This window comes from Amycolatopsis sp. NPDC098790 (assembly GCF_044759945.1).
Lineage (GTDB): Bacteria > Actinomycetota > Actinomycetes > Mycobacteriales > Pseudonocardiaceae > Amycolatopsis.
Genome location: NZ_JBIWAI010000006.1, coordinates 651,305 through 668,875, shown reverse-complemented (window position 1 = coordinate 668,875; position 17,571 = coordinate 651,305). Strand labels below are relative to the sequence as shown.

23 protein-coding genes are annotated in these 17,571 nt (G+C 73.5%); 10 read left to right on the top strand and 13 right to left on the bottom strand.

Annotated elements, in window-relative coordinates; translation table 11 throughout:
* Window positions 1–72: 72 nt before the first annotated feature.
* Window positions 73–570 (top strand): hypothetical protein, encoded by a 498-nt coding sequence (locus tag ACIQWX_RS40285; RefSeq protein ID WP_400882855.1) that lies wholly within the window; start codon window positions 73–75, stop codon window positions 568–570.
* A 6-nt stretch (window positions 571–576) separates the two neighbouring features.
* Window positions 577–1,515 carry a hypothetical protein gene (locus ACIQWX_RS40280; protein ID WP_400882853.1) on the top strand — a complete coding sequence of 313 codons (939 nt, stop codon included), beginning with the start codon at window positions 577–579 and terminating at the stop codon, window positions 1,513–1,515.
* A gap of 3 nt (window positions 1,516–1,518) precedes the next feature.
* Here ACIQWX_RS40280 and ACIQWX_RS40275 read toward each other — a convergent pair whose 3' ends face one another.
* The 6 genes from ACIQWX_RS40275 to ACIQWX_RS40250 form a co-directional block, all read right to left on the bottom strand.
* Window positions 1,519–2,292: a maleylpyruvate isomerase family mycothiol-dependent enzyme gene (locus ACIQWX_RS40275; RefSeq protein WP_400882850.1), complete on the bottom strand. Its 774-nt coding sequence runs from the start codon at window positions 2,290–2,292 to the stop codon at window positions 1,519–1,521.
* 40 nt (window positions 2,293–2,332) lie between these two features.
* Entirely contained in the window at window positions 2,333–3,154 is an 822-nt protein-coding gene (locus ACIQWX_RS40270) for a serine hydrolase (RefSeq protein WP_400882848.1), read from the bottom strand.
* Window positions 3,155–3,185: 31 nt separating this feature from the next.
* Window positions 3,186–4,070 (bottom strand): hypothetical protein, encoded by an 885-nt coding sequence (locus tag ACIQWX_RS40265; protein ID WP_400882846.1) that lies wholly within the window; start codon window positions 4,068–4,070, stop codon window positions 3,186–3,188.
* Window positions 4,070–4,564, bottom strand: coding sequence for a SigE family RNA polymerase sigma factor (locus ACIQWX_RS40260; protein ID WP_400882843.1), 495 nt, complete (start codon window positions 4,562–4,564; stop codon window positions 4,070–4,072). The genes ACIQWX_RS40265 and ACIQWX_RS40260 overlap by 1 nt, the downstream gene beginning before the upstream one ends.
* A 332-nt stretch (window positions 4,565–4,896) precedes the next feature.
* On the bottom strand, window positions 4,897–5,721 hold the full coding sequence (locus ACIQWX_RS40255) for an alpha/beta fold hydrolase (RefSeq protein ID WP_400882840.1): 825 nt from the start codon (window positions 5,719–5,721) through the stop codon (window positions 4,897–4,899).
* A 111-nt stretch (window positions 5,722–5,832) separates the two neighbouring features.
* Window positions 5,833–6,735, bottom strand: a complete 903-nt coding sequence (locus ACIQWX_RS40250; RefSeq protein ID WP_400882838.1) for a cupin domain-containing protein — start codon at window positions 6,733–6,735, stop codon at window positions 5,833–5,835.
* A 114-nt stretch (window positions 6,736–6,849) separates the two neighbouring features.
* Here ACIQWX_RS40250 and ACIQWX_RS40245 point away from each other — a divergent pair, with 114 nt between their 5' ends.
* The 4 genes from ACIQWX_RS40245 (at window position 6,850) to ACIQWX_RS40230 (ending at window position 9,594) form a co-directional block, all read left to right on the top strand.
* Window positions 6,850–7,557 (top strand): dihydrofolate reductase family protein, encoded by a 708-nt coding sequence (locus ACIQWX_RS40245; protein ID WP_400882836.1) that lies wholly within the window; start codon window positions 6,850–6,852, stop codon window positions 7,555–7,557.
* 23 nt (window positions 7,558–7,580) lie between these two features.
* Entirely contained in the window at window positions 7,581–7,934 is a 354-nt protein-coding gene (locus ACIQWX_RS40240) for a YciI family protein (protein WP_400883129.1), read from the top strand.
* Complete coding sequence (locus ACIQWX_RS40235) at window positions 7,931–9,133, top strand: RNA polymerase sigma factor (protein WP_400882833.1); 1,203 nt, start codon at window positions 7,931–7,933, stop codon at window positions 9,131–9,133. The genes ACIQWX_RS40240 and ACIQWX_RS40235 overlap by 4 nt, the downstream gene beginning before the upstream one ends.
* A 62-nt stretch (window positions 9,134–9,195) precedes the next feature.
* Entirely contained in the window at window positions 9,196–9,594 is a 399-nt protein-coding gene (locus tag ACIQWX_RS40230; protein WP_400882830.1) for a hypothetical protein, read from the top strand.
* Between the two features lie 55 nt (window positions 9,595–9,649).
* On the opposite strand, the gene ACIQWX_RS40225 is transcribed toward ACIQWX_RS40230, so the two are convergent.
* The 4 genes from ACIQWX_RS40225 to ACIQWX_RS40210 all read right to left on the bottom strand — a co-directional run bounded on the left by ACIQWX_RS40225 (window position 9,650) and on the right by ACIQWX_RS40210 (window position 12,562).
* Window positions 9,650–10,402: a D-Ala-D-Ala carboxypeptidase family metallohydrolase gene (locus tag ACIQWX_RS40225; protein ID WP_400882827.1), complete on the bottom strand. Its 753-nt coding sequence runs from the start codon at window positions 10,400–10,402 to the stop codon at window positions 9,650–9,652.
* A 115-nt stretch (window positions 10,403–10,517) separates the two neighbouring features.
* Window positions 10,518–11,495, bottom strand: coding sequence for an NAD-dependent epimerase/dehydratase family protein (locus tag ACIQWX_RS40220; protein WP_400882824.1), 978 nt, complete (start codon window positions 11,493–11,495; stop codon window positions 10,518–10,520).
* A 16-nt stretch (window positions 11,496–11,511) separates the two neighbouring features.
* On the bottom strand, window positions 11,512–11,961 hold the full coding sequence (locus tag ACIQWX_RS40215; RefSeq protein ID WP_400882821.1) for a MerR family transcriptional regulator: 450 nt from the start codon (window positions 11,959–11,961) through the stop codon (window positions 11,512–11,514).
* 19 nt (window positions 11,962–11,980) lie between these two features.
* The gene (locus ACIQWX_RS40210) at window positions 11,981–12,562 is read right to left on the bottom strand and encodes a TetR/AcrR family transcriptional regulator (protein WP_400882818.1); all 582 of its coding nucleotides are present in this window, start codon (window positions 12,560–12,562) and stop codon (window positions 11,981–11,983) included.
* An 86-nt stretch (window positions 12,563–12,648) separates the two neighbouring features.
* Between ACIQWX_RS40210 and ACIQWX_RS40205 the strand changes: the two genes are divergently transcribed.
* From ACIQWX_RS40205 to ACIQWX_RS40195, 3 genes are read left to right on the top strand one after another with little or no spacing between them, the layout of a single operon-like run.
* On the top strand, window positions 12,649–13,533 hold the full coding sequence (locus ACIQWX_RS40205) for an alpha/beta fold hydrolase (protein ID WP_400882815.1): 885 nt from the start codon (window positions 12,649–12,651) through the stop codon (window positions 13,531–13,533).
* The gene (locus ACIQWX_RS40200; RefSeq protein WP_400882813.1) at window positions 13,530–14,123 is read left to right on the top strand and encodes a VC0807 family protein; all 594 of its coding nucleotides are present in this window, start codon (window positions 13,530–13,532) and stop codon (window positions 14,121–14,123) included. Before ACIQWX_RS40205 ends, ACIQWX_RS40200 begins: the two co-directional genes overlap by 4 nt.
* Window positions 14,120–15,043: an aminoglycoside phosphotransferase family protein gene (locus ACIQWX_RS40195; RefSeq protein ID WP_400882810.1), complete on the top strand. Its 924-nt coding sequence runs from the start codon at window positions 14,120–14,122 to the stop codon at window positions 15,041–15,043. Before ACIQWX_RS40200 ends, ACIQWX_RS40195 begins: the two co-directional genes overlap by 4 nt.
* A 119-nt stretch (window positions 15,044–15,162) precedes the next feature.
* Here ACIQWX_RS40195 and ACIQWX_RS40190 read toward each other — a convergent pair whose 3' ends face one another.
* Genes ACIQWX_RS40190 through ACIQWX_RS40180 form a run of 3 tightly spaced genes read right to left on the bottom strand, consistent with a single transcriptional unit; the run spans window position 15,163 to window position 16,296 of the window.
* Window positions 15,163–15,438 (bottom strand): DinB family protein, encoded by a 276-nt coding sequence (locus ACIQWX_RS40190; protein WP_400882807.1) that lies wholly within the window; start codon window positions 15,436–15,438, stop codon window positions 15,163–15,165.
* A 54-nt stretch (window positions 15,439–15,492) separates the two neighbouring features.
* Window positions 15,493–15,909, bottom strand: a complete 417-nt coding sequence (locus ACIQWX_RS40185) for a VOC family protein (protein WP_400882804.1) — start codon at window positions 15,907–15,909, stop codon at window positions 15,493–15,495.
* Between the two features lie 48 nt (window positions 15,910–15,957).
* A complete protein-coding gene (locus ACIQWX_RS40180) occupies window positions 15,958–16,296 on the bottom strand; it encodes a helix-turn-helix domain-containing protein (protein WP_400883126.1) in 339 nt (112 codons plus the stop codon).
* A gap of 163 nt (window positions 16,297–16,459) precedes the next feature.
* Between ACIQWX_RS40180 and ACIQWX_RS40175 the strand changes: the two genes are divergently transcribed.
* A complete protein-coding gene (locus ACIQWX_RS40175; RefSeq protein ID WP_400882801.1) occupies window positions 16,460–17,530 on the top strand; it encodes a hypothetical protein in 1,071 nt (356 codons plus the stop codon).
* Window positions 17,531–17,571 lie beyond the last annotated feature (41 nt).

The window sequence follows — 17,571 nt, the reverse complement described above, 5'->3', positions numbered from 1 at the left end:
TCGGTGGTTGTATTTTTCCGCGGATCCGCGCCTCCTCTACCAGTAAGTCCAGGTGAGAGGGGGCGAACTCCCATGAAGGTGTGGTGGAGCGCGGCGGCCGCGGCCGCGGCCGCGGTGCTCGTGGCGGGGTGCGGCGGGACGTCCGCGCCCGGAAACCCGGCGGCGACACCCGGTGAATCGGCTCCGGTGACGTCCGGGACTTCGGCGGAGCCGTCCGGGCAACCGGAATCGGATCCGCCGCGGAGCTCGGATCCGCCCGGCGCGGTGGGCAGTCCGATCGAGTACGACAGCACGCAGGTCGGGTCGCGCGACCGCCCGGCCGAAAAGGTCCGGGCTTCCATCGAGGGGAGACTGGACGACGACACCCGGGGCCTGGGGTGCCCGCGACCGCGGTGCGGGATCACCGTCCGGATCGTCGGCAGCGAAACCGCGTGCGCCGTGTTGCTCACCCCGCCCAAGGAAGTCCGGCGCGGCGGGGTCATCACCATCCACACCGATGCGTGCCCGCCCTCCGACGAACCCGTTCCGCCGGCGGAAAGCACGTCGGACTCGCCTTCGGGAACACCGTAGGTGCCCGTGCCCGGTCGCCGTGTCCGCCGCACCGGCCTGCGGCGGCCCGAACCCGGCGACGGCGACGGCGACGGCGACGGCCGCACGAAGGCCGGGGCTTCGCAGGCGCTCAAGGTCGTCGCGTCGGTGGCGGCGAACCTCGCGCTGTTCAGCGCGTTGCTGTACTTCTTCGGTCTCGTCTACACGCAGCAGTTCTTCGGCTATTTCCGGGTGCACTACACCGTGCTGGACCAGACCGCGGAAGAGATCCTCGCGCGCGGCGCCTTCGGGCTGCACCTGCCGATCGGCGCCGCGGCGGCTATCGGGCTCGTCCTGTTCGCCGTCGTCCGGCTCGCGCGGTTCCTGCTGCCGGACCGGATCCGGGCCACGCTGGCCCGCGTCGGTCCCCCGTTCGCGACGGTCGCGGGCCTGGCCCTGGTCGGGGTCACCGTGCCCGACGTGCTCGGCGGGGAGCTGTTCGGCTTCTACGCCGGGTTGCCGGGGCTCGCGTTCGCGGCCGGCGTGGTCCTCGCGGTGGTCGGCTGGCGCCGGCTGGTGCCCGGCACGCACGCCCCGGCGTTCCTCGTCGCCGAATGGGTCACCACGTACCTGCTCGTGGCGTTCGGGCTGTTCTGGGCGGTCTCCGACTACTCGGCCCAGGTCGGGGTCCGCGAAGCCTTCACCACCGCGGCGCGGATACCCGCGATGCCGGCCGTGACCGTCTACAGCGAGCGCAGCCTCAGCCTCGAGGCCGACGGTGTCCTCCAAGTCGTTTGCGGCCAGCCGGAAGCCGCGTACAAGTACCGGTACACGGGGTTGAAGCTGCTGCTGCAGTCCGGCGGGCAGTACGTGTTCGTGACCGCGCGGTGGCGGGCGTCGAACGGCGTGTCGTTCGTCGTCCCCCGCTCCGAGGCGCTGCGCCTGGAGTTCGCCCCGCCCGGCGCGAGGCCGAGCGGGACGTGCTGATCCTCAGAAGCCCGGGAACACCCGGCGCAGGTCGTCGAGGGTCACGTTCCCCTCGACCGTGACGTCCTTGTCGTACGGGGCCTTGAGCCGGCCGCTGATCAGCCGGACGAACGCCTCCGCCGACCCGGTGAACGTCGCGGACGGCGCCTCGAGGTGGTCCACCGCCGTCACCGCGTCGTCGATCACCAGGCCCCCACCGGGGACCGCGACCGACACCGGGTCGGCGAGCTCGGCCGGCTTCGCGAGCCAGCCCAGCATGAACCCGACCGGCCCGCTCAGGAGGTCGACGAGCACCTCCGCCGAGCCGGCGTCCACGCCGGCCGCCGAGTCGAACGCCACCCGGACGTCCCACGAGTGGTTGGCGACCTCGCTGAGCCGCATGCCCACGGCGGTCACCAGCGGGACCGGCTCCGGCAGGAAGCCGAGGTCGACCTTCAGCGACGAACGCTGCTCCGGCGTGAGCGCCTCGACCGTTTCGAGCCAGCGGGCGTTGTGCTCCAGGAAGCCTTCGGCCTGCGCGCGCGGCGTCGAGGAGTCCCAGCGGGCCCAGATCGCCTGGTTGTCTTCGGCCTCGACGGTCTCCCCCGCGGCCCGGGCGATGGGCGCGCGGCCGATCTCCGCGCCGCTGCCCAGGTGGGAGACGACCTGGGCGACGGTCCATTCCGAAGCGCCGCTGGGCGCGGCCAGCTGCTCGTCGGTGACGGTGCGGACGAGGCCGGCGAGCACGTCGTGCTCGGCGCGCAGGGCGGTGATCGTGCGGTCCACGAGTTGGGTCATGCCCCCTCCAACTCGCCGGTGGACGCGGATGTTCCGCCGATCACGCCCCGGTGCGGCCGAACAGCTGCTGGGCGACGCTCCGGCACACGTCCGCCCCGTACCGGTGCCCGTCACCCCGCTCCGGGTAGTGCACCATGACCGCGAGCACCCACCGGTCCCAGACCGCCAGGCAGTTCACCGCCCACCAGGTGCCGTGCCGGGTCCAGCCGTTCTTGACCGCCGGGCGCAGGCCCGCCAACGCCGGCGCCTCCGGGATGCCGAACGCGTCGCCGGGGTCGACCGACCGCATGAGGTCCAGCAGCTCGTCGCGCCACCGCGGGCTCACGCCCGGGCCGCGGGCCACGCACCGGCCGAGCGTGGTCGCGTCGGCCGCGGACATCGTGGTCTTGGACCACCAGCCCGGGTGGATCGCCGTCTCCCCCAGTTCGCAGGTCCGGATCATCCGCGCGATCGAGGCGTCCCCGCCGAGCCGCAGGTACAGCGTCTGCGCGGCGCGGTCGTCACTGCTGCGGATCATCCGGCTCACCCGGGCCTCGTCCTCGGCCGACACCCGCGAGTCCCGCGAGGCGAGGTAGTCCACGGCGAGCCAGATCTTGATCATGGACTCGGTCGTGTTGCGCAGGGTCCCGGCGCCGACCACGACACCGGAGCCGAGCTCCCGCAACGACCACGACCACTCGCCGCGGACGTCGACGGTCACCTCGGCTTCCGCCGGCACCGGCACGACCGGGGCCGGCGACGGCGGTACGTACGACACCGGCCGTTCCACCGCGGCGGGCGCCTTCGCGGGACGAAGGCAGACCGCCGCGGTGAGCGCGCCGAAGACGAGGCCGGCCAGGACGACGAGCACGGAAACACGCATCGGAACCCCCTCGGCCGGGCGACGCCCCCGCTTATCGGTTGAGCCGCACGGAATCCAGCAGGGCCAGCGCGGCCGCTTTGTTGGGGTACGAGCTGTTCAGTTCGAGCGTGTACCCGCCGAGTTTCCGGCTCTGGTGCGCGGGCAACGGGTCCTTCGGATCGACCCCGCCGGTCGATTCACCGGTGCCGGTCAGGAACACGAACAGGGAGAAGCAGCCGGGGGCGAGCGGCGCCATGTCCGCCTCGAGGTCGGGGCAGAGCACCAGGGTGTTGGTCTCGGGTTCGCTGGTGAACGCCGCGACCTTCTGCCCGGCGGGGACCTGCAGCGACTTCAGCGGTGACGCGAGCACCGGCGGCGTCGTGCCGATCTTCGCCAGCAGGCCGGCCATTTCCGCGGCCGTCACCGGTTTGGTGGTCCGCACCCGGATCCACCGCTGCGGGCCGTCCTGCCACATGACCGTCTTCGGGTTCGGGAGCTGCCCGGCGGCCGTGGGTTTCGCGGGCAGGGCGCTTTCGGGGGCAGTGCCGTCCTGGACGTCGATTTCGAGCCCGTACCGGCTGTCCTGCCGGTAGTGGAGGCTGGCGAAGTGCGGGTGGACGGCCCAGAACACCAGGTCCCAGGACTTGTCTTCGAGACTGATCGCCGGCGCGGGCGGGGGCACCTTCGCGGCGTCCGGCGCCTCCGCGGACGACGCCGGGGTCGCGAGCGTGGCGGGCGGCGTCACGGCCGGGGCACCCCGGTTCAGCAGCCCGACGGCGCCGACGCCGAGGGCCGCCACGGTGAGCGTCACGGCGGCGACGCTCGTCGCCCGGCGCCGCCGGATCCGGCGGGTGGCGGTGGTGAGCACGGCCGCCGGATCGGGGGCCAGGGACTCCCGGTCGCGCAGCACGCGGCGCAGCTCGTCGAGGTCGGTCATCACACGCTCTCCTTGCCTTCTTCGATCCCGACGCGCAGCGAGCTGAGGCCGCGCGAGATGTGGCTGCGCACCGTCCCGGGCGCGCAGCCGAGCACCGCGGCGATCTCGTCGTCGTCGCGGTCCTCGTAGAACCGCAGCACGATCGACGCCCGCTGGGCCCGGCTGAGCCGGGCGAGCAGCCCGCTGAGCTGGTCGGCGTCGGCGATCCGCCGCGCCGGATCGGGCGCGGTCGGCTCCCGGAACCGCGCCACGTCCGACGTGGGGTGCACGGACCGCTGGTACCACCGGCGGCGCCAGCCGAGGTAGCCGTTGACGACCATCTTCCGCAGGTAGAGCTCGGGCCGATCGGCCGCCGCCACCTGCCGCCACGCCCGGTGCGCCCGCACGAGCGCGTCCTGCACGACGTCCTGGGCCAGCTCACGATCCCCGGTCAGCACGGCGGCGAACCGCACCAGGCCGGGAAGCTGCGCGCGGGAGAACTCATCGAACTGCACACCCATAAGATGCCGATGCCCCGGGACTCTGTTGCAGTCGTGGCGGGGGAATTTCCGGGGCCCCGGGATCGGCCGGCGGGCAGCGGCTCGTCCGCCGTCGGCAGCGCGCTGCGGACGCCCACCGCCCCACCGGCGCGGCTACGACCGGACCGTGCGCGCATCGCACGCCCAGCCGCGGCCTCGATCGCCGGCAAGCTCGCGGGCAGCAGCCAGTGGCGGGCCGGGTGCATTGCCGGGCGACGCAAGGCCGCGCCCACAGCGTCTTTCTCCACGGCGCGGCCTCGATCGCCGGCGGCGGCCGGCGGCAGCCGGGGAATTTTCCGCGGCCCGGGTCAGCTGCGGATGAACTCCAGCAGGGCCGCGTTCACCGTCTCGGCGTGAGTCGTCGGCATGCCGTGCGGGAAGCCCTCGTACGTCTTGAGCGTCCCGTTCCTCAAGAGCTTCGCCGACAGCGGCGCCGAGTCCGCGTACGGCACGATCTGGTCATCGTCGCCGTGCATGACCAGCACCGGCACCGAAATCTTCTCCAGGTCGGCCGTGAAGTCGGTCTGGGAGAACGCCACGATCCCGTCGTAGTGCGCCTTCGCCCCGCCCATCATCCCCTGGCGCCACCAGTTGCGGATGGTCGCCTCGACCGGCTCGGCGCCCGGCCGGTTGTAGCCGTAGAACGGCCCGGCCGCCAGCGACAGGTAGAACGCCGACCGGTTCGCCAGCAGCTGCGCCTGCAGGTCGTCGAAGACGCTCTTGGGCAGGCCGCCGGGGTTGGCTTCCGTCTGGACCATCAGCGGCGGGACCGCGGCGATGATGGCCGCCTTGGCGACGCGATCCTCGCCGTGGCGGGCGAGGTAGCGCACGACCTCGCCGCCACCCGTCGAGTGTCCGATGTGGACGACGTCGCGCAGGTCCAGGTGCGCGGTCAGCGCGGCCAGGTCGTCCGCGTAGTGGTCCATGTCGTGGCCGTCGGCGACGTCGGCCGAGCGGCCGTGGCCCCGCCGGTCGTGGGCGATGACGCGGAACCCCTGCGCGGCGAAGAACAGCAGCTGGGTGTCCCAGTCGTCGGAGGACAGCGGCCAGCCGTGGCTGAACACGATCGGCTGCCCGGTCCCCCAGTCCTTGTAGAAGATTTCCACGCCGTCGGGGGTGGTGATGGTCGGCATCGGGTTCTCCGTTCGGGTCACGTCCCCGCCGGCGACGGGGGCGCGCCCATCATTCGACGGCGTCTCCGGAGACGACCACGCGTTACCGGCTCGTTTTCCGTCGGAATCGGCTCAGCGCCGGGCGGCTTCGCGGCGGTACTGCGCCGGCGTGGTGCCCAGCGCCGCCCGGAACGCCTGGCCGAACGCCGACTCCGACCGGTAGCCGACGTCGCCGGCGACCCGCGTCACCGAGTGCTCGGAGCGGGTCAGCAGGTCCGCGGCCACCATCATCCGGATGGCCGTCACCATCGCGGCGACCGTCGTCCCCGTGCGGGCGGTGAACCGGCGCAGGAACGTGGCCCGCGACATCGCCGCATCGGCGGCGAGCCGGTCGATCGTCCACGCTTCGCCGGGCCGCTCGACGACGTCCGCCAGCACCCGGCCGAGCACGTCGTCGCCGAGCGCGGTCCACAGGCCGGGCGTCTCCGGCCGCTGCTCCGGACGGCTGCGCAGCGCCATCGCCAGCAGCGCGTCGAGCAGGGCCGCGACGATCGCCGCCGTCCCGGGCCCGTCGAAGCGCGCCTCCCCGCGCAGCACCCCGGCCAGCGTGAGCGCGGGCGCGTCCAGCGAGACGTGCACGAGCGGCGGCATCAGCCGGAACAGCAAGGCACCGGCACCCGCGGCGAACCGGTAGTGACCGCAGAAGAGGTCGACCCGCGGTTCGGCGCCGGGCGTCCGGCGCGTCGGGAACGCGGCCCCGGGCTCCTCGGTGACGGGCAGCCCGGGGACGCCGGTCGCCGTCACGCGGTGCGCGTCGCCGTGCGGGAGCAGCAGCATGTCACCGGGTCCCAGGTGGACGGCCGCGCTCCCGGACGTCACGGTGCACCGGCCTTCGAGCACCAGGTGGAAGGGCACCAGCCCCGGCCCGGCCGCCGGGTTGTCGAGCACGAAGCTGCCGGCCAGCAGGCACCGGACGTCGACCTCGCCGTCCGGCCGCGCGAGCCGGACGAGCCTGCTCACGCTGTCCACGGGCACGCCGAACCGTAACACCGAAGTTTTTCGCCGGCCGGTGTCGAGAACGGACGGCCGGCTCCGACTGGGGGTCACCGGCGGCCGGAACAGGCTGCCACCACGGCAGGAGCACGAACGATGACCAAGGTGACCGCCCAGATGTCGGTGTCCCTCGACGGCTTCTACACCGGGCCGCGGGACCCGGGACACCCCAACGACGTGAACGGCCCCGAAGCGCCCGGGTTCTTCCGGGTCACCCGGTGGGCCGTCGACGCCATGGCCTGGCGGGAGCGGCAGGGCATCGCCGGCGGTGAGCAGTCCGTCGACTCCGAGATCGTCGCGGAGACGTTCGCGGCGGCCGGTGCCTACGTCATGGGCCGGCGCATGTTCGACGCCGGCGAGGTCCCCTGGGGTGACGAACCGCCGTTCCGGGCCCCGGTCTTCGTCGTCACCCACCGGCCCCGGGAGGTCCTCGAACGCCGGGGCGGCACGTCCTTCACCTTCGTCACCGACGGACCCGAACGGGCCGTCGAGCTGGCCCGCGAAGCCGCCGGCGGCAAGGATGTGGCGGTGGCCGGTGGCGGGGAGCTGCTGCGCCAGGTGCTGGCCGCCGGGCTGCTCGACCAGATCGAGCTGCACATCAGCCCGGTGCTGCTGGGTGACGGCCAGCGCCTGTTCGACTCGGGCCTCGGGCTCGGCGCCGACGACGGCATCGAGCTGGTCCCGGCCCGGGTCGTCGACGCGCCCGGGGTCACCCACATCCGCTACACCGTCGGCGGGCGGGCGAAGCTGGTGCTGGACGACCGGGGCGCCAGTGGCGACCTGGTCGCTCCGGCCGGGCAGTGAGAGAGGAACGACCCGTGAAGTACATGCTGCTGATCTACGGCAACGAGGAAGCCTTCACCTCGATCGGGGCGGAGGCGCTCGCCGAGGTCATCCGCGAGACCGACGCGCTCAACCGCGAGCTGTTCGAGTCGGGCGAGCTGATCGGCGCCTACGGCGTCGCCGACGAGGTGAACACCAAGATGGTCCGGGTCGCCGACGGGGCACCGGTGATCACCGACGGCCCCTACGCCGAGGCCAAGGAGTTCCTGGGCAGCTTCTCGATCGTCGACTGCGACAGCCTGGAACGGGCCCTGGAGATCGCGGCCCGCGCGCCGTCGGCGCGCTACTGGGGTGTCGAGGTCCGGCCGCTGATGGACGAGGCCGACGTCGCGCCGTGACCGGCTGGCAGGCCGTCCGGCGGCTGGTCCCGGAGGTCCTCGGTGCGCTCGTGCGCCGGTACGGCCTCTTCGACGCCTGCGAGGACGCCGTCCAGGAGGCGCTGGCGGAGGCCGCGGCCCAGTGGCCGGTGCGGGGGTGGCCGGACAACCCCCGGGCGTGGCTGGTGACGGTGGCGTCGCGGCGCCTGGCCGACCAGGTGCGCAGCGACGTCGCCCGCCGGCGGCGCGAGGAGGCGGACGCCCTCCGCACCCCGCCCGCCGGCGAGGTCGAAGCCGACGACGACACCCTGACGCTGCTGTTCCTCTGCTGCCACCCGGCGCTGACGGCGTCTTCGCAGATCGCGCTGACCCTGCGGGCCGTCGGCGGCCTGACGACCGCCGAAATCGCCCGCGCCTTCCTGGTGCCCGAGGCGACGATGGCGCAGCGCATCAGCCGGGCCAAGCACCGCATCAAGGCCGCGGGCGCCGCCTTCGAGCTGCCGCCGCCCGCCGAGCAGGCAGCGCGGCTCGGCGTCGTCCTCCAAGTGGTCTACCTCGTGTTCAACGAGGGCTACACGGCCACCTCGGGGACGCGGCTGGTGAAGGCCGAGCTGACGGCCGAGGCCGTCCGGCTGGCCCGCGAGCTGCACCGGCTCGTCCCCGGCGACGGCGAAGTGGCCGGGTTGCTGGCCCTGCTGGTGCTGACCGACGCCCGCCGCGGGGCCCGCACGGCCCCGGACGGGTCGCTGGTGCCGCTGAGCGAGCAGGACCGGACCCGGTGGGACGCCGAAGCGATCGCCGAGGGCGTGGCTCTGGTGACCGAGACGCTGCCGAGGGGCCCGATCGGCCCGTACCAGCTGCAGGCCGCCATCGCCGCCGTCCACGACGAGGCGCCCACCGCCGAAGCCACCGACTGGCCGCAGATCCTGGCGCTGTACACGGTTCTCGAGCGCGTGGCACCGAATCCGACGGTGACGCTCAACCGGGCGGTCGCGGTCGCCGAGGTCCGCGGACCCGCGGCCGGGCTGGCCGTGGTGGACGCGCTCTCGGCCGACGAGCGCATCTCGGCGTCCCACCACTGGGTATCGGTGCGGGCCCACTTGCTGGAGATGGCGGGCGACATCGACGCGGCACGCGCCGGCTACCGCGAGGCGGCCCGGCGCACCACCAGCGAACCCGAGAAGCGCCACCTCTTGACGCGAGCCGCCCGGCTGGCGTGACCGGTGCAACCCGCTGCCCGGGTCGTCCCGTCCAGGAAGCGACGAGATCGAGGAGGACTCCCATGCGAAGACTGGCCGCCGCGATCCTGCTCGTCCTGGGCGCCACCGCCTGTGGCCGCGGCGAGCAGCCATCCGGGGCTGGGGACGCGCTGTGCTCTCCGTCGTATGCGCCGAAAGAGCTTGTCGACAACGGGAACCGCACCACGGACGCCGACGCCATCAAGAAGGTCGCCGCGGCCGCGTGTTCCTTGCCGGCCCCGCCGCGAGACGTCGCCTGCACCCTCGAACTCGGGCCGACCTACGAACTCCGCTTCGTCGACGCCGGGGGCCGGACCACGACGCTCACCGCCGAGAGCTACGGCTGCCAGTTCGTCGAGGGGCTCGGTTCCCGCCGGTTCGACGCGAGGCCGCTCTGGGACGCCCTGATCGCGGCCGGTCTTCCCGCCCCGGACCGCCGCTGAGCCGCCGCCGGAGCGGTTCGCCCGGCGGCGGTCAGCGGCACCCGCGTCGGAAGCGTCAGATCCCGCAGGAGGACGCCGACCAGAAGCGGGTCGAGCGGTGCGCCACGTGGGTGTGGTCGCTGTGGCCCGGGTAGCCCGGCCCGAGGATCTCGCTGAACCCGTGGTTGCGGGCCTGCAGCGCCAGCCCGCAGAAGCCCTGCGCGCCCGCGCCGAGGTCGACCGCGTCCCCGTACAGGTGGCGGCTGGCGGCCGCGCCGCCGACCGCGTTGTTGCACGCGACGCTGCGGAACCCGCCGTTCACCACGATCGGGCGGTCGCCCATCGCGTGCCGCATCGCCTGCAGCTTCCACATCGACACCAGCGCGTTCGCCTTCGCGGTCGCCGCCGGGACGTTACCGCCCGCCCAGTCCGAGTTGCACCGGTTCAGCTCGGCGTAGGTGAAGTTGACGGGCGTGCAGTCGTCGTCCTGCAGCTGGTAGATCTTGCCGAACGTCGCGGGCCCGGCGATGCCGTCCGCGCCGAGGCCGTATGCCTGCTGGAACCGGGTGACCGCGGCCTTGGTCCCGGGCCCGAACTGGCCGTCGATCGCCAGGACACCGCCGTAACCCGGATACCCGGCGACCCGGATCTGCAGCTGCCGGACGTCGTCGCCGGACGCGCCCTGCGCCAGGGTGCGTCCCCAGGTGTAGCAGGCGTCGGTGACCGACCTGGCCGTCACCGGATCGGGATCGGCGGACGCCGGGGCGGCCACCGCCGAGGCGGCTCCGGCGACGAGGGCGAGCAGGGGCAGCAGAAGACGAACGCGCATGACAGGAACACCTTTCGAACGGGGAAGGTGAGACCCGCAGCCGGTCTGCGATTCACTGCCCAGCACGGTAGGACGTTCCCGGGCACCGCACTGTGGGGCGTTCGCACCACACGCGCTACCCGGCTCGGACGGCCGAGAGGCTGCGGGCGGTGTCGGCCACGGTCTCCTCGACCGGGCGCGAACGCCACCCCAGCACGCTCCGCGCCTTGTCCGTCCGGATCACCGGTACGCGCCCGAGACGGGCAGCCGCTTCCCGCATGGCCGGGTCGGTCTCGGCGGCGGCCCGCACCTGCTCCGCGGTCAGCTCCGTCGTGGTCACGTCGTAGCCGCTCGCGGCCAGGATCCGCGCCATACCGAGGAAACTGATCGCCTCGCCCGCCGCGGCCAGGAACCGCTCCCCCGCCGCACGCGGGTGGGTCATGGCCCGCACGTGCAGGTCGGCGGCGTCGCGGACGTCGACCACCCCGAAGTACAGCGGGGGCACCACGGGCATCGTCCCGTCGAGCATCCCGCGCACCAGCGCGACCGACGACGACACGCGCCCGCCGAGGACCGGGCCGAAGATGCCGGCCGGGTTGACCACCGTCAGCTCCGGGCCGCCGGCGGCCTGCTCCCACGCCGCGCGCTCGGCGATCACCTTCGACCGGACGTAGGCGCTGTTGGGGTCGGCCGGGTCGGTCCAGTCGGCCTCGGTGTACTCGTCCCGGGGAACCGCGCCGTAGCCCACCGCGGCGAACGACGACGTCAGCACGACCCGCCGCACCCCGGCCTCCCGGGCGGCGGCCAGGACGCGGACGGCGCCGTCACGCGCCGGGCGGATCACCTCGTCGTCGTCCTCGGGGGCGGCGGGCGGGAACGGCGAGGCGACGTGCAGCACGTAGTCGACGCCTTCGGTCGCCTCGGCCCAGCCGTCGTCGGCGCCGAGGTCCGCGGCCACCACCTCGACGTCGTCGGGCACGACGGCGGCCGCCCGGCCGGGGTCACGGACGGTGGTGCGGACCCGGTGCCCGTCGGCCAGCAGCCGCAGGACGGTGTGGCCGCCGAGGTAGCCGGTACCCCCGGTGACCAGGACGAGCGATCGGTTGTCGGTCATGCGCAAGAGTCCTTCGTCAGAATCGGTCGATGAGGGCGAGCAGGCGCGGGACGAGCCGCCGCGCCGCGTCGGTGTCGCCGCGGTCGCGGGCGTCCCAGAGCCGCGCCTTCAGGCGCAGGTAGTCCAGCCGCAGCCGCAACCGCTCGATCTCGGCCTCGAGCCGGTCGGCTTGCCCGTCGAACAGCTCACGCTGCTCGGCGGCGGCCGCGTCGCCGCGGGCGAGGAGGCCGAGGTAGCGGCGCAGGTCCTCCACCCGCAGCCCGGCCGAGCGCAGGCACCCCAGCGAGTCGAGGACGTCCATCGTCGCGGCGTCGTACCGCCGGTGCCCGCTGCTCGGGTCCCGCGGTACCGGCCCGACCAGGCCGATCTGCTCGTAGTAGCGCAGCGTCGGCTCGCTCAGCCCGCAGCGCCGGGACGCCTCGAGGATGGTCAGCCGGACCTGGTCGCCCGCGATTCCTGTCGCCATGGGACCAGCATGCGGACCTTCAAGTACTTGAAGTCAAGCCCCCGGTCCGCCGCAGCTGGACGTCGATCAGCTCGACGGCCTCCGCTCCGGTCCGGTGCCCGAGCAGGACCGCGTCGGCCAGGCCGGTCGTCAGCGCCAGGAGCAGGTCGGCTTCGCGGGCGGCGTCGACGCCGGTCAAGCCGTGCTCAGCCGCCACCAGGGCGGCGAGCGCCTCGCGCAGCTGCTCGTACCCGGTGCGGAACCACGCCGCGATCTCGTCGTCCTTGAACGCGCGCCAGACGAACGCGTTGGCCACCAACGCTTCCCGCCGGCTCTCCTCGTCGAGGGGCAGCAGCGCCACCAGGACCGTCCGCAGGTCCGGCGGCGCGTCCGCGGTCCCGGCCGCGACCTGGCGCTCGACCTGGTCGCGCAGCGTCCGGACCGCGTAGCGCAGCATCGCGTCCTTGTTCGGGAAGTAGTGCTGCACCTGGCCCTTCGAGATCCCCGCGGCCGCCGCGACCTGGCCCAGGCTGACCGCCTCGAGGCCCTCGTCGGCGGCGATGCGGCGCAGCGTCTCCGCGATCCGCCGCCGGCGCTCTTCGTGATCGACGACCTTCGGCACCCGGGCCCCTTTCCCAATACGGTCGGCTTGCGAACCCGCCCACGAGGTCTTTACAATTCGATCGTATCGCAAAACGAGGGGGCGCGATGAAGCAGAGTGGGTTCACCTCCGTGCGGGCCGAACGGGAGTACGACGCGGTGTACGAGCGCGGGCTGGCCGCGCTGCCCGCCCCGGCCGCCCAGCACGACGTCGAGACGTCCTTCGGGACCGCGCGGGTCTACCGGTTCGGCTCGGGGCCGGCGGTCCCCGCGGTGCTGCTGCCGGGACGGGCCGGCACCGCCGTCATGTGGGCGCCGAACGTCCCGGCGTGGTCGCGCCGCGGTCCGGTCTACGCGCTCGACCTGATCGGCGAGCCGGGCCGGAGCACCCAGACCGCGCCGATCCGCGACAGCGCCGGCCAGGCCGCCTGGCTCAGCGAGGTCCTCGACGCGCTCGGCCACGGGACCGTGCACCTCGTCGGCTACTCCTTCGGCGGCTGGCTCGCCGCCAACCACGCCGCTCGCTCGGGGCACCGGCTCGCGTCGCTGACCTTGATCGACCCGGTCCGCACCTTCGGCGAACTCCCGGTTCCCCTGCTCCTGCGCACGACCCTCGCGCTCGTGCCCGGCCTCAGCCACTGGGGACGCCCGGCCTTCATCCGCTGGATCTCCGGCGGCGCCGACGTCGCCCCGGACGACCCGGTCGCCGCGGTCATCGAGGCCGGCATGCGCACCTACCGGATCGCCTTGCCCACCCCGGAACTGCTGACCGACGACCAGCTCCGGTCGATCGGGATCCCCGTCCTCGCGCTGATCGCCGGTCGCAGCGTGATCCACGACGCCGCCAAGGCGGGCGCCCGCGCCCGCGCGCTGCTGCCGGACACGCGCGTCGAAGTCTGGCCCGACGCGACCCACGCCATCGCCGGCGAAGCCGCCGACGCGGTCAACGACCGGGTACTGGCGTTCCTCGCCGAAACGGAAGCGCGGACATGAGCCGGCCCCTGTTCGCACTCTTGATCTGGGACGTCGGACTGCCGCTGGTCGCCTACTACGGCCTCCGGCTCTCCGGGCAAAGCGAGCAGGTGTCCTTGCTGGCCGGCGCCGGGTTCGCCGCCGCGCGGCTGGTGTTCGTCGCGGTGCGGCGGCGGTCGTTCGACGGGTTCGCCGCCCTGCTCGCCGCGATTCTGGCGCTTTCTTTGGTGACCGGCGACGCGAAATTCCTCCTGGTGAAGGAGTCCTTCGGCACCGGAGCCGCCGCGCTCGTCGTGCTCGCCGCCTGTTTCACCCGGACGCCCCTGCTCCTGACCGCCGTGCGGGCGGGAGCGGGTGAGGCCCGGCGCGCCCGGATCGACCGGCTCTGCGCCGAGTCACCCGGCTTCGCCGCGTCCTTCCGGTTCATGTCGGTCGTCTGGGGTCTCGGGCTGCTGGCCGAGGCGCTGCTCCGGATTCCGTTGGTGTACCTGGTGTCCCCGGACGTCATGACGGCGCTCAGCACGGTCCTGCTCGTCGCGACGGTCACGGCGCTGTCGCTGTGGACCGTCGGCTACGCCAACCGCGCCCAGCGACGGTATACAGAGGTGTGAGTGCAACGCTGCCCGAGCGGGTCCTGCGCTGGGTGACCGACGCGGTGGGCGGCGACGTCCGAGTGGCCGCCGGCTTGCGCGAGGGAGCCAATCCGTGGTTGCTGGAGGTCGAGCCGGCCGGGTCCGTCGAGACGGCCGTCCTGCGGCTCGGCGACCCCACCGATCCCGAGCACGGCCGGCGGTTCGCCACCGAAATCGCGGCTCTGCGGGTCGCCGGTGACCACCAGCTGCCCGCGGCCCGGCTGATCGCGGCGGATCCCGACGGTTCCGCAGCGGGCGCTCTGGCGGTGCTGACCACGGTCCTGCCCGGGCACAGCCGGATCCCGGCGGTCGCCTCTCCTGCGCGGTTGCGCGGGCTGGGAGCCGTGGCGGCCGCGCTGCAGTCGGTCCCGCTGGCGCCCGGGCCCGCGCTGCCGCTGCGGACCCGCTCGATAGCGGACGTGGACTTCGCGGCCCGGCGCCGGGAAAAGGGCACGACCGCGCTGCTGACGGCCGCGGAGGAATGTCTGAACCAGCTGCCGGTGCCCGGTGGCCCGACGGTTTTCGTGCACGGCGACCTGTGGTTCGGGAACACGCTGTGGTCCGGCGACCGCTGCACCGGCCTGGTCGACTGGGACTGCGCCGGCGCCGGCTCGCCGGGCATCGACCTCGGCGCGGCCCGCTTCGACGCGGCCCTGATGTTCGGGCCGCCGGCCGCCGAGCAGGTGCTGGAGGGCTGGCAGCAAGCCGCCGGCCGGCGCGCGGAGGAGGTCGCGTACTGGGACGTCGTGGCGGCGTCGGGGACGTTGGCGGACATGGCGTTCTGCGTCCCGGCACTGCACGACCAGGGCCGGACCGACCTCGACGCCGGCCTCCTCGGCCACCGGCGGGACGCGTTCCTCGGCGCCGCCCTGAGCCGGCTGGGACGGTCAGCCGGCTGAGGCGCGCCTGATGTCTTCGAGGTGGTGCGTGACCTCGTGGGCGGCATGGCGGACCAGCCACCGGGCCGTGCGGTGCTCGCCGGGCAAGCGGGTCACGACGCGTTCGCTGTCCGCCGGGGTCAGCCGCTCGATCTCGTCCCCGAGCCCGGCGGCGCCGGCCGCGAGCTCGTCCCGCACTCCTTCGGGGAACGGTCGTTGTAGCGGAACCGCCGTGCGCGCAGATCGTTGAGCAACGGCTCGAGCACGGGCCGGTCCTCGGTGCGGGCGCGGTGCACCCGGATCGTGTACGTGACGCAGACGTCCCGCAGGTGGACGAGGCACTCCAGCGCCGACCAGCGTCCCGGCGCGGGCCGCCGCCGGAGGTCCTGCCGGGACGCGGCCCCGGACCAAGGCACCCACCGCACCGGGCAGCGACCCGACGATCGCTTTGCGCCGGCAGGGCTGCTGGGTCAGGAGCCGGACAGCGGCTGGCTGAACCGGATGCTGTTGCCGAACGGGTCACGCAGGCCGCAGTCGATCCCGTACGGGCGTTCGGTCGGCTCGTCGGTGAACTCGACGCCCTTGGCCAGCAGCGTCTCGTACGTCTTGCGGCAGTCGTCGCTGGTGAAGAACAGCGAACCGGCCATCGCGCCCTTCGTCAGCAGGTCGCGGACCTGGTTCGCCGTGGCCTCGTCCATCCGCGGCGGGCCGGGCTTCTCCAGCAGGATCTCGCGGTCCGGCTGCCCGGGCACGTTGACCGTCAGCCACCGCATGAAGCCGAGGTCGGCGTCGGTGTGGACCTCCAGGCCGAGCTTGCCGACGTAGAAGTCGAGCGCCTCGTCCTGGTCGAGCACGAAGATCTGGGAAATCGTGATTGCGTTGAGCATGGCGGCGACGCTAACGCACGAGCGCGCCGGGACGCTTATCCGAAACGATCAGGTCCGCGGCCGCATCCACGCCATGGCGAAGCAGGTCGGCACGCCGGCCAGCGGGCCACGCCGCCGGTAGGCCGTCGGCGACTCGCCGACGACGTCCCGGAAGGTCCGGCTGAACGTCCCGAGGCTGGTGAAGCCGACCTCCACGCAGATGTCGGTGACGCTCCGGTCGCCCGAGCGCAGCAGGAACATGGCGCGTTCCACCCGGCGGCGTTGCAGGTAGCGGTGCGGGGTCTCGCCGAAGGTGGCCCGGAAGGTCCGGCTGAAGTGCGGCACCGAGACGTGCGCGACCCGCGCCAGCGCGGCCACGTCCAGCGGCTTGGCGTAGTCGCGGTCCATGGTGTCGCGGGCACGCAGCAGGCGGCGGTTGGTCTCCTCCCCGGCACGGCTCACGTCCCGATCACACCACACCGCGGCCGTCCCGGTCGGACATTCCCCCGGGAAACCGTCATTCCGGTTCCGGTCGCTTGCTTCTGTTCCTGCGCTGGGAGAATCTTCGACGATGCGGCGTGTGGTGGTGCCCGTGCTCGCGGGTGTGGTGATCGCGGCGTGCGCGTCGGTCGCGCTGGTGCTGAGCACCGGGGACCGGCTGACGTCGTCGTTCGGCAGTCGGTTCCTGACCTACGACTCGACCCAGCAGCTGACCGGCGGCTCCGGCAGCCTGTGGCTCGTCGCCGGCACCGTGGTGCTGCCCGGGATCGGGTTCTCGCTGGCCTACCGGACGGCCCCCGCGCGCTGGCGGCCGGCGGTCGCGTCGGTCTGCCTGGGGCTCTTCGCACTGGACCTCGTGTTCCTGCTGAGCGCGGTCCTGTGGTTCGCCGGTACCGGCCACAGCGCCGACCAGCTGTTCGGGATGTCCGGCGACGCGAGCGGCAGCGGGTCGATCGTGTTCGTGCTTGTCATGGTGATCATGACCAGCGCCCCGCTGATCATGGTGTGGCTGAGCGCGGGCTCGGACTTCGACGCCCGCAGCGGCGAGTACTTCGCGACCGGGTCGGCGCGGGTGAGCGTCACCGGCATCGGCGTCCGGCTGCACGCCTGGTTCCTCTTCGCGCTGTCGGTGCTGTGGCTGCTGGTGCTCGTCCCGGTGGCCGTGGCCGCCGGCTCGTTCGGCGCGGACTCCGCCGACCCCCACGCCCGTCCGTGGGGCAGCGGCCACAGCGGCGAGGTCGGCAGCGGGCTGTCCGGGATTTCGCTGCTGTTCGGCCTGACCGCCGGGCTCGCGCTGTCGACGCTGCTGGGCAAGCTCCTCCACCGCGGACCGTGGCGAGCGCGCGCGGCCCGCCGCCCGCCGCACGAGCCCGGCCGCGGGCGGCGGCTGGTGGTTTCGCTGCGGCACTGGCCGATCACGCTCGCCACGGCGATCGCCTTCGTCGGGACAGCCGCGTGGCTCACCAGCGAGGACCGGTTCTCCGACACCACCGGGATCGCCGTCTACGCGGCGACGATCGTCGTCCTCTCCGGCTCGCTCACCGCACTCGGGATCTGGTGGCAGGGGATGACGTGGCGCGTCCGCGACCCCCGCCGGCCCCGGCAGCGCACGCTGCGGCAAGCCCTGGGGAGAGCCGGCTGACGGGGCCTCCGGACGCCAACCCGTGTGTCACGGCGCCGATC